This window comes from Micromonospora deserti (assembly GCF_003236335.1).
Lineage (GTDB): Bacteria > Actinomycetota > Actinomycetes > Mycobacteriales > Micromonosporaceae > Micromonospora > Micromonospora deserti.
This window is the reverse complement of sequence record NZ_POUB01000220.1, coordinates 1-10172: the sequence shown is the minus strand read 5'-3', so window position 1 is coordinate 10172 and position 10172 is coordinate 1. Positions and strand designations below refer to the sequence as shown.

The window sequence follows — 10172 nt, the reverse complement described above, 5'->3', positions numbered from 1 at the left end:
CCTCCCGCCCGCCCACGGAGTCGAAGCCGATGGAGAAGGTGGACAGACCGCGCTGGCCCTCGCCGGCCAGCAGGGCGACCACCAGGCTGGAGTCGAGGCCGCCGGAGAGCAGCACGCCGACCGGCACGTCAGCGACCATCCGCCGGCGTACGGCGGTGGTCAGCGACTCCAGCAGGGCGTCCTGCCAGTCCTTGTCGGACCAGCCGGCCCGCTCGGTGGCCCGGGTGAACGCCGGGTCCCAGTACACCCGCTCGCTGGTGCGGCCGTCCGGCTCGTACACCCGAACGGTCGCCGGGGGGAGTTTGGTGACGCCGCGCAGGATGGTGCGCGGCGGCGGGACGATGCTGTGGAAGCTCAAATAGTGGGCGAGCGCCACCGGGTCGACGCCGGTGTCGACGCCGCCGCCGGCCAGCAGCGCGGGCAGGGTGCTGGCGAAGCGCACCACACCCGGCGTCTCGGCCAGGTAGAGCGGCTTGATGCCGAGCCGGTCCCGGGCCAGCACCAGCCGGCCCGTGTCCCGCTCGCTGATCGCCACGGCGAACATGCCGATCAGGTGGTCGACGAAGTCGAGCCCCCACTCGGCGTACGCCCTGAGCACCACCTCGCTGTCGCCGGAGGAGAAGAAGCGGTGCCCCTTGGCCTGGAGTTCCGCGCGCAACTCGCGGTAGTTGTAGATGCAGCCGTTGAAGACGCCGGCCAGCCCCGCGCCGGGGTCGACCAGTGGCTGCCCGCTTGCCGCCGATAGGTCGATGATCTTCAGGCGTCGGTGCCCGAGGGCGGTCGGTCCCTGGGCCCACACTCCGCTGTCGTCGGGCCCCCGGTCACTCATAGTGGCCGCCATGCGCTCCACCGCCGCCACATCGGCGCGTGAGCCGTCACGGCGGAGTTCTCCCGCAAGTCCGCACATGCCAGCCCATGCTGCCAGAGCATGGGGAGGAATCGCCCGTTGGGCTGATAACAGTTTCTTGAAGAATTGCTAGACTGCATAGTTTAGTCACCAGGAGTGACGGTGGCGGTGTCCTGGTGCGTCGAGCAGGCCGACCCGGGTGATATGCGCCGGGCCTCGCAAGTGATCCATCGCTCAGTTCCGGTCGCGGTGACCGGCGCGGTCGCCCGCGCCGGTCACCGGGTCGGCGGTCACCCGGGCATCGGGTCAGCCGGCGGTACGCGCCACCCCGACCGGGCAGCTCAGCCCGTTCGGGCCGTGGTTGCAGTAGCCGTTCGGGTTCTTGGTCGGCGCGAGGTACTGCTGGTGGTAGTCCTCGGCGAAGTAGTAGTCACCGAGCCGGTCGATCTCCGTGGTGATCTCGCCCTTGCCGGCCCGCGCCACGATCGGCGCGAACGCGTCCCGCGACGCCTGCGCGGTGGCGAACTGCTCGTCGGTGGTCGCGTAGATCGCCGACCGGTACTGGGTGCCCACGTCGTTGCCCTGGCGCATGCCCTGGGTCGGGTCGTGGTTCTCCCAGAAGACCTTGAGCAGGTCCTCGTAGCTGATCTTCCTCGGGTCGTACACCACCTGGACCACCTCGGCGTGCCCGGTCGAGCCCGAGCAGACCTCCTCGTACGTCGGGTTCGGCGTGTAGCCACCCGCGTAGCCCGCCGACGTGGTGATCACGCCCGGCAGGGTCCAGAACAGGCGCTCGGCGCCCCAGAAACAGCCCATCCCGAAGACGGCGACCTGCGCCCCCTCGGGGAACGGGCCCTTCAGCGGGGTACCCAGGACCTCGTGCCGGTCGGCGACCGGCATCGCGATAAGGCGGCCGGGCAGAGCCTGCTCGGGGGTGATCATCTCGGCCTTCATGCGGCGCAGGAACACGGTGGGACTCCTCTCGTACCCTTCCCAGCCTGCAACGCCGGCGGGCCCGTCTTCCTTACCCGCCCCGCCTGCCCTCAGGCGCGGTCTCGCCGCCCATCGCGTCCGCGCGTACTCCTCGACCCAGCTCTGGCTGCTGCGCCGAGCGGTCGTGCTTGTAGCTGATCGCGGGTGGGTAGCCGAGCCTGCCGAGCAGGAGACTGAGGACAAGTCGACCTGCACGTCCGTTCCGGCCCAGGAAGGGATGAATGACCTCGAAGCGGTGATGGGCCACGGCCCAGTCGTTCGGCTTCGCGTCCACCGGCGATCACGAGGCCCGCCCCGGCCCGGGGATCACCCGTCACGCCCGCTGAACCCGCTCGACCGCGAGACCCTGGCGGATGTCGGCCCTCACGACCGTAGCGGAACGGGTCTGGCCGGCGATGCGTCCGAACGCTATGAGCAGATGGAGCAGTCACCTGCCCACCGTCGCGATCCTCACCGTCGTCGTGCTCGCCGGTTGTGTCCGGCCGGCCTCCGACGACCCCGCCCAGGCCACGACGGGCCCAACTGGCACCGCCCACGGGGTCACGGTGACCGTGGCGGCCGACCGCTACCGGGCGGGTGAGGTCGTCGTGCTCACGGTGGCCAACGACAGCGGAGGGACCGTCTTCGCCGACGACCTGAAGACCGACTGCTCCCCGGTGCTGCTGGAACGCCGCGAGGGCGAAACCTGGACCGGGTACGACAACTGCGGCGTCGAGCGGGCGAGCAGCGTCGTCGTCTGGTCACCGGGTCAACGGCGCGAGTTCCGGCTCGACACGGCCGGTAGTAGCTTCTCCGCGACGCCGCTGCCGGCCGGGTTCTACCGGATCACCTTCGGCTTCCGGCGGTCGGCGATCCCGGACGGCACCGTCGCCGAGCGGGTCCACTCGGCGGGCTTCCGAATTGGCTGACGACCGGGTCCGTGCCGAGGGACGCGCCGCGTACGGGCGGTGGGTGGCCGGTCGCCCGACCACCCACCCACCCGGCTCACCGGTCAGAAGCAGCCCGCGTCGAGGGAGCTGCCGAACTCGACGTACCGCGCATTGACGTGGGCGGACGTCGTGTTGCCGCCCGACAGCGCGTAGTTGGTGCCGACCCAGGTCTGCTGGCACTTCGCGTTGGTGCGGACCGTGAAGTAGTCGCCGTACCGACCGTCGGTGCGGTTGTGCGTGCCGGAGGCGGTGAGGATGACGGTGCCGAAGGCGATCGGGTCACCCGGGGTGTCGTCCACCCCCACGTAGCCCTGCGCCGCCGCGCCGCCACCACCGGCGGCGCCACCCGCGGCGATGGAGATCCCCAGGTCACCGAAGACGTTGCCGCTCACCACCGGGTAGCCGAAGCAGTGCCCGGCGTTCCAGATGTGCGGCTCCTCCACCAACGTCAGGTCAGAGGTGCGGAACGACGCCGCCCGGACGTGTCCCTGCGTGATGCCGCCGGTCGGCGCGGAGTGCCAGTACCAGGTGACCCGGCTGCCGTGCAGCGCCCCACGCATCCGGAACCCGGCCGCTGACCAGGACGTCGCCCGCTCGATGAAGTCGAAGTTGCCGGTACCGCCCCGGCAGTCGGGGTTGCTGAAGGTGGACGAGCTGATGGCGCGGACGGTCTGCGGAACCGACGTGCTCGACTCCGCCCAGCTGAAGATGCGGAACGAGTTGGTGTTCTCGATCGCCCCGAAGTACATCGTGGTCGAGTTCTGCGCCCCCTCGATGGGGGTGAAGACCCGCTGGCCGACCGACCCGACATGGGTCAGGGTGTGGGTGGTGGCGGTGGTGCACGCCGACATCTGCGCCAGATTGAACCGGATGATCTGTGAACCGATCCAGGAACCGGCGCGCTGGTTCTGCACGGTCAGATAGAGGGCATTGGCACTGAGCCCGATGTGCGGATAGTCCGGCAGCACGTCGTCCGCGGCGCCACCCGGGTCGATGTAATAGGTGCACAAAGGTGCGCTGGCGGGATTGTCACGGACGAAGATCCGAACTCCGCCATTGTTCAACGCCGCATTCGTGTAGAGCAGGATGCTGAAGATGCGGTCGGTGCTGTGCGCCCGGACCACATCCTGGTCGCAGCAGGCGTTGGGGGCGTCGGCCGGCCCGGCCGGCAGGCCGACCCCGGTCCAGGTGACGCCGTCGTTGGTGGAGTACGACGCGTACGTGTTGCCGGTGTAGAAGACCGAGGAGCCCTCGTTGGCCGCCGCGGTCTCGCCGAGCGTGCTGCTCACCGCCGACGCGCGCGTGTTGGCGTTGTTGCGCCGGATCAGCAGTGACTGGGCGCTCATCTCCCCGCCCGCGTCGGTCTGCGGGACCTGCCGGGGCCGGTCGAGCGTGCTCGGGCCGCCGGCTGGGCCGGGCTGGGCCGAGGTGATCCGTTCCCGCAGGTCGCGGTGCCGCTGGTCGAGGTCGGCCAGTTCCTTCGCGGTGGCCGTCGAGCGCCGCAGCGGCCCCTCGGGCCGGACGGTGGTGGCCGTCGTACGAGCGGCCGGCTCGGTGGGTGCACCCGTGGCCACGGGTGCCGCGCTCGCGCCGGCGGCCGACGTCAGCGGCAGCAGCGCGGCCACGGTGGCCAACGCGACGGCGCCCACTGTCGTTCTTCGTGCCATCTGCTCTCCCCACACCGGGTGGGCGGGGCCTGATGCCCCGCCCGGCAGGACGCACTTTTCCATCAGATCGGCATCGGTCATTCCCTAAGTCGTCAGCCCGACAATCGACTGTTGGCCATTGTGGGATTGCGGTCATCAGATAGCGGCGAATTGCAATACATGCCGATGCCCGCTGTGCAACTTCTGCCGCTGGCCGGACGAGTCGCCGGGTTTTTTCAGCCGGCCGAAATGAGCGCGGCGGTGATCCGCTCCGCGTGGCCCTGCGCCTCGGCGTCGTCGGCGTAGCGGGTGCGGGGCCAGAAGAAGCCGCGCAGGCCGTCCCCCTTCGTGCGGGGCACCACGTGGGTGTGCAGGTGCGGTACGGACTGCGAGACCTTGTTGTTCATCGCCACGAACGTACCGCCGGCGCCCACCCCGGCCTCGACTGCCATCGCCAGCCGCCGCACCAGACCGAAGTAGCCGGGCAGCGACTCGGACGGCAGGTCGGCCAGCGTGACCAGGTGCGTGCGCGGCACCACCAGCACGTGCCCCTTGAACACCGGCCGGGTGTCCAGGAACGCCACCCCGTCCGGCTCGTCGACGACCCGGGTCGCGGGCACCTCACCCGCCACGATTCCGCAGAACACGCACGCCGCCATCGGCCCAGGCTAGTGCCGCTCGTGCCGCACAAGGGCCCCAGGCCGGTCGGCTGCGCCGATCAGGCGGGACGGCAGGGCGACGTCGAGCTCACCCGGCCAGCATCGCCACCGGCCCGACACTCCGCTGCCACCGGCCCGCAGGGGTGGGCCGTCGGTAAGCCGGGCGACCACCTGCCGGTGACCGGTCACCAGCGGCTGGCCGGCATCGGGATCGCGGTGCCGCCGGCGAACGTGTCGTGCCAGCGGCGCAGGTCGGTGAAGCCGGTGCCGGTCGACCGGGTGACGTGGACGTCCGCCTCCGCGCCACGGGTGAACGCCACCATGTCCGCCCGGCCGTCGCCGGTGAAGTCCCCGGCGCCCGGGATCGCCCCGCCGCCCGGGAAGGTCCAGCCCCAGCGGGTGCGCGGCAGGAAGCGAGTGCCGGTGGAGAGGGCGACGTCGACGTACCGCTGGTTGAGGTTGACAGCCGCCAGGTCGGCCCGCCCGTCGCCGTCGAAGTCGCCCACCACCGGCACCTCGCTGCTGCCGAGGGTCAGGAAGTAGTCCAGCCACCGGGGCGCGATCAGGAAGCCGCTGCCGGTGGAGAGGCCGACGCTCACCGCGGTGCCGGTGAACCGGTCGACCGCGATGACGTCGTCCCGGCCGTCGTCGTTGACGTCCCCGGCCAGCGGGATCCCGTCGTCGCCCACGAAGTCGGCGTGCCAACGGACGCCGCTGCCGACGAACGTGGTCCCGTCGGAGAGGGCGACGTAGACGTCCCGGACGTCCTCCCGGACGAACGTCGCGAGGTCGGCCCGCCCGTCGCCGTTGAAGTCGCCGACCAGCGGGGTCTCCTTGAGGGCCGCGAACCAGGTGTGCCAACGCTGGGCCGGTCCGAACGAGGTGCCGGTGGAGAGCGCGACGTAGACGTTGGCCGCATTGCCCCTGGTAAAGGTGATCAGGTCGTCGCGGCGGTCACCGTTGACGTCGCCGAGCACCGGGAACTCCTGGCCCGCCGCGAAGTACGTGTGCCAGAGGGCCGGCGCGCCGAAGCTGCCTCCGTACGACAGCGCCACGTGCACGTCGGCGGAGGTGCCCCGGGTGAAGCTGACGATGTCGTCGCGGCCGTCCCCGTTGACGTCGGCGTGCCGACCGGCGAAGCCGTCGTTACCCGGCCCGCCCGGGTCGGCGTACAGCACCAGGTTGGGCGCGCCGGCCGGGTCGACGATCCGGTCCCGGGTCGCCTCGTCGGCCAGCCGGGCGGCGACGGTCTGCGGCGACGCGGTGGGGAAGCGTTGCAGGTAGCGGGCCACCGCGCCGGTGACGATCGGCGCGGCGGCAGAGGTGCCGCCGAAGTCCAGGGTGGTGGAGGTGTCGCTGTCGGCGGTGGTGGTGGGGATCCGGTCGCCGAAGGAGAACAGGTCCACGCAGGGGCCGAAGTTCGAGTTCGGCAGCCGGTCCCGCAGGGCGTGCACCATCCCGACGGTGATCACGTCCGGTACCCGGGCGGGGGAGAAGCCGCAGGCGTCGCGGCCGTGGTTACCCGCGGCGGCGACCACCGGGATGCCGGCGTCGAGCACCCCGGCGACGGCGGCGTCGAGCGCGGCGTTCGCCGTCGTGGCCAGGCTGATGTTCACCACCGCCGGGCGGGCCGCGTTGCGGACGATCCAGTCGAGCGCGTCGATGGCCCACTCGACCTGTCCGGGGGTGCAGCCGCCCACCCGCACGGTGTGCAGGCGCGCCCCCTTCGCCACGCCGTGCACCCGGCCCCCGATGACGCCGGCCACCCGGGTGCCGTGCCCGGCGCAGTCGCCGGTGCCCCACCGGTCGATGCCCTGCGGCACGAAGTTCACGTCACCGGTGGCCCGGCCGCCGAAGTCGGTGTGCGTGTGCCGCATCCCGCTGTCCATCACGTAGACGTGCACGCCCTGCCCGGTCGTGTCGTAGGTGTGCGAGTCGTCCCACGCGCCGCCGTGCTGGTCGAGGGAGTCGAGGTGCCAGGGCGGGTCGACCTGCGTGTCCTGCGGGGTCAGGACGGAGTTCTGGGCGACGTACGCCACCTGCGGCTCCTGGCTGAGGCGGCGGGCGTCCGCCTCGGACATCCGTACCGCGAATCCGGAAAGCGCGTCCCGGTAGCGGGCCGTCAGCGCGCCGCGGTGCTTGCGGAGTAGCGCGCGGGCGCTGCCGTCCACGTCGCGTGCGGCGGCGCCGCGGAGCACCACGATCCAGCTGCCGGCGACACCGCCGGCGGAGGCGGCGGCGAACTTCTCCGCCGCGAACGCCGGCGCCGGCGGCGCGAGCAGCGCGGACAGCGACGTCAGCAGGCAGGCGGCGGCCCCCGCCAGGATCTGGCGGCAGCGTGTGACACGAGCCATGGGATCTCCTCGGGGTACGCCGGCGAACGGGGGAGGCTCCGGCGGTCCCCCGTATCGTGGCAGAGGCGCACCACCGGGCCGGACCGGCGGGCGGTGAGCGGCAGCGGGGTGGTAACCCCGTGCCGTGCCGGGTCCCCGGGAGCGACCTGCCGCCGGGGTTCCATAGGCTGGGAAGGGCTGGACGACTAACGTTCCGGTAATGAGTCACGGCTTCGAGACGCTCGCCATCCACGCCGGCCAGGACCCCGAGGCCCGCACCGGCGCGGTGATCCCACCGATCTACCAGACCAGCACCTACGCGCAGGACGCCGTCGGCGCGCCCCGGCTGGGCTACGAGTACAGCCGCTCCGGCAACCCGACCCGCGACGCGCTCCAGGAGTGCCTCGCCGCGCTGGAGGGCGGGCCCGTCGGGCTCGCCTTCGCCAGCGGGCTGGCCGCCGAGGACACCCTGCTGCGTACGGTCTGCAAGCCGGGTGACCACGTGGTGATCCCGGACGACGCGTACGGCGGGACGTACCGGCTCTTCGCCCGCGTCGCCGAGCGCTGGGGGCTGGACTACACCCCGGCGAAGGTGTCCGACCCGGACGCGATCCGCGCCGCCGTCCAGCCCGGCCGCACCCGGATCGTCTGGGTGGAGACCCCCACCAACCCGCTGCTCGGCATCGCCGACATCGCCGCGCTCGCGGCGGTCGCGCACGACGCCGACGCGCTGCTGGTCGTGGACAACACGTTCGCCTCGCCGTACCTCCAGCAGCCGATCGCGCTGGGCGCGGACGTCGTCGTCCACTCGACGACCAAGTACATCGGCGGGCACTCCGACGTGGTCGGTGGCGCCCTGATCGCCGCCGACGCCGCTCTCGGCGAGGAACTGCGCTACCACCAGAACGCCATGGGCGCGATCAACGGCCCGTTCGACGCGTGGCTCACGCTGCGCGGCATCAAGACCCTCGGTGTCCGCATGGACCGGCACTGCGACAACGCCGAGCGGATCGCCGCGTACCTGGACGGGCACGCGAAGGTCGGTCAGGTCATATACCCCGGCCTGCCGTCACACCCCGGCCACGAGGTGGCCGCGAAGCAGATGCGCCGCTTCGGCGGAATGATCTCCTTCCGGGCGGCCGGCGGCGAGGACCACGCCGTGGAGATCTGCAACCGGGCGAAGCTCTTCGTGCTCGCCGAGTCGCTGGGCGGGGTGGAGTCCCTGATCGAGCACCCGGGCCGGATGACACACGCAAGTGCTGCCGGCTCGCCGCTTGAAGTTCCCGGCGATCTCGTGCGACTGTCTGTCGGCATCGAGACGGTCGACGACCTGCTCGCCGATCTGGAGCAGGCGCTGGGCTGACCGCTGGCTGGGGAGGGTGGCCGTGCAGGACATCATGCCGACCTGGGTCGGGGCGACCGCCAAGCAGATCGCCCGGGGCGTACGCCGCGGGGACGTCTCCGCCACCCAGGTGGTGGCCGACCACCTCGACCACATCGCCGCGGTCGACACGGACCTCGCCGCGTTCCGCACGGTACGCGGCGGGGAGGCGATCACCGAGGCGGAGAAGGTCGACGAGCAGGAGGACCTGGCGAACCTGCCGCTGGCCGGGGTGCCGGTGGCGGTCAAGGAGAACACCCCGGTCGCCGGCCTGCCCACCTGGAACGGGTCGGCCGCCGCGCGTACCGGAGTCGCCGAGGCCGACCACGAGGTGGTCCGCCGGCTGCGCGGTGCCGGCGCGGTGATCCTCGGGGTGACCCGCATGCCGGAACTCGGCCTGTGGGGCAGCACCGACGACGAGACCGCGGTCACCCGCAACCCCTGGGACGCCGGGCGTACCCCCGGTGGCTCCTCCGGGGGTTCGGCGGCCGCGGTGGCGGCCGGGCTGGTGCCGATCGCGCACGGCAACGACGGGCTCGGCTCGATCCGGATCCCGGCGGCCTGCTGCGGGCTGGTCGGGCTCAAGCCCGGCCGGGGAGTGGTGCCGTACCAGCTCGGTGCGGACGACTGGTTCGGCCTCGCCGAGCACGGCGTGCTCGCCACCACCGTGGCGGACGCGGCGGTCGGTTTCGCGGTGCTCGCCGGCCGACGTCCGGAGAAGCTGGTCCCGCCGCAGCGGTTGCGGGTGGGCGTGTCGCTCCGCTCGCCGGTGCGCGGCGTGCACCCCGACCAGCCCAACCGGGACGCGGTCGCCGCCGCCGCCCGGCTGCTCGCCGGCGCCGGGCACGACACCGTCCCCGCCGACCCGGTCTACCCGACCTCGCTCGGCCTGAAGGGGATGGCCACCTGGTTCGCCGCGGCCGCCGCCGACGCGCGGGCCGCCGGGCTGGACCGGCGGGGCCTGCAGCGGCGCAGCCGCCGGCACGTCGCGCTCGGCGAGTGGGCGCAGCGGCGCGGCTACGTCCGGGAGGCCGACCGGACGGCGTGGCGCGAGCGCTCGATCGGCTTCTTCACCGACCACTCGGTCGACCTGCTGCTCACCCCGGCGCTGGCCAGCACGCCGCCGGAGGCCGACGACTGGTCGGACCGATCCTGGCGGGCCAACATGGTGGCGAACATCCGGTACGCCCCGTACGCGGCGCCGTGGAACATCGCCGGCCTGCCCGCCCTCGCGGTGCCGGTCGGCCGCCGCCCCGACGGGCTTCCGCTGGCGGTGCAGCTGGTCGGCCCGCCCGGCTCGGTCCGACCAGTCGTCGGCCTCCGGCGGCGTGCTGGCCAGCGCCGGGGTGAGCAGCAGGTCGACCGAGTGGTCGGTGAAGAAGCC

Annotated in this window: 9 protein-coding genes; 3 read left to right on the top strand and 6 right to left on the bottom strand. The window is 72.4% G+C overall.

Annotation, left to right across the window (positions count from 1 at the left end):
- The 3 genes from asnB to C1I99_RS24095 form a co-directional block, all read right to left on the bottom strand.
- Positions 1-907 (bottom strand): asparagine synthase (glutamine-hydrolyzing) (gene asnB / locus C1I99_RS24105; RefSeq protein ID WP_111136486.1); only part of this gene is annotated, 907 nt, incomplete at its 3' end.
- A gap of 246 nt (positions 908-1153) precedes the next feature.
- Positions 1154-1816, bottom strand: a complete 663-nt coding sequence (gene msrA, locus C1I99_RS24100; RefSeq protein ID WP_111136485.1) for a peptide-methionine (S)-S-oxide reductase MsrA — start codon at positions 1814-1816, stop codon at positions 1154-1156.
- Positions 1817-1871: 55 nt separating this feature from the next.
- The gene (locus tag C1I99_RS24095) at positions 1872-2087 is read right to left on the bottom strand and encodes a Fic family protein (RefSeq protein ID WP_233512678.1); all 216 of its coding nucleotides are present in this window, start codon (positions 2085-2087) and stop codon (positions 1872-1874) included.
- 163 nt (positions 2088-2250) lie between these two features.
- On the opposite strand from C1I99_RS24095, the gene C1I99_RS24090 reads away from it, so the two are divergent.
- Positions 2251-2748 (top strand): hypothetical protein, encoded by a 498-nt coding sequence (locus C1I99_RS24090; protein ID WP_111136483.1) that lies wholly within the window; start codon positions 2251-2253, stop codon positions 2746-2748.
- Positions 2749-2831: 83 nt separating this feature from the next.
- On the opposite strand, the gene C1I99_RS24085 is transcribed toward C1I99_RS24090, so the two are convergent.
- From C1I99_RS24085 to C1I99_RS24070, 3 genes are all read right to left on the bottom strand, one after another.
- On the bottom strand, positions 2832-4436 hold the full coding sequence (locus C1I99_RS24085; RefSeq protein WP_146604037.1) for a hypothetical protein: 1605 nt from the start codon (positions 4434-4436) through the stop codon (positions 2832-2834).
- A gap of 215 nt (positions 4437-4651) precedes the next feature.
- Entirely contained in the window at positions 4652-5074 is a 423-nt protein-coding gene (locus C1I99_RS24080; protein ID WP_111136481.1) for an HIT family protein, read from the bottom strand.
- 185 nt (positions 5075-5259) lie between these two features.
- Positions 5260-7428 (bottom strand): S8 family serine peptidase, encoded by a 2169-nt coding sequence (locus tag C1I99_RS24070; protein WP_111136479.1) that lies wholly within the window; start codon positions 7426-7428, stop codon positions 5260-5262.
- A 199-nt stretch (positions 7429-7627) separates the two neighbouring features.
- Between C1I99_RS24070 and C1I99_RS24065 the strand changes: the two genes are divergently transcribed.
- Both C1I99_RS24065 and C1I99_RS24060 read left to right on the top strand, forming a co-directional pair.
- Entirely contained in the window at positions 7628-8770 is a 1143-nt protein-coding gene (locus tag C1I99_RS24065; protein WP_111136478.1) for a cystathionine gamma-synthase, read from the top strand.
- Between the two features lie 16 nt (positions 8771-8786).
- Positions 8787-10172 (top strand): amidase (locus C1I99_RS24060; RefSeq protein ID WP_111136477.1); only part of this gene is annotated, 1386 nt, incomplete at its 3' end.

Bases quoted from the DNA above. Each gene is read 5' to 3' on its own strand.
- C1I99_RS24090 (WP_111136483.1), top strand. From the start codon at position 2,251: ATGAGCAGATGGAGCAGTCACCTGCCCACCGTCGCGATCCTCACCGTC.
- C1I99_RS24085 (WP_146604037.1), bottom strand. From the start codon at position 4,436: ATGGCACGAAGAACGACAGTGGGCGCCGTCGCGTTGGCCACCGTGGCC.
- C1I99_RS24080 (WP_111136481.1), bottom strand. From the start codon at position 5,074: ATGGCGGCGTGCGTGTTCTGCGGAATCGTGGCGGGTGAGGTGCCCGCG.
- C1I99_RS24070 (WP_111136479.1), bottom strand. From the start codon at position 7,428: ATGGCTCGTGTCACACGCTGCCGCCAGATCCTGGCGGGGGCCGCCGCC.
- C1I99_RS24065 (WP_111136478.1), top strand. From the start codon at position 7,628: ATGAGTCACGGCTTCGAGACGCTCGCCATCCACGCCGGCCAGGACCCC.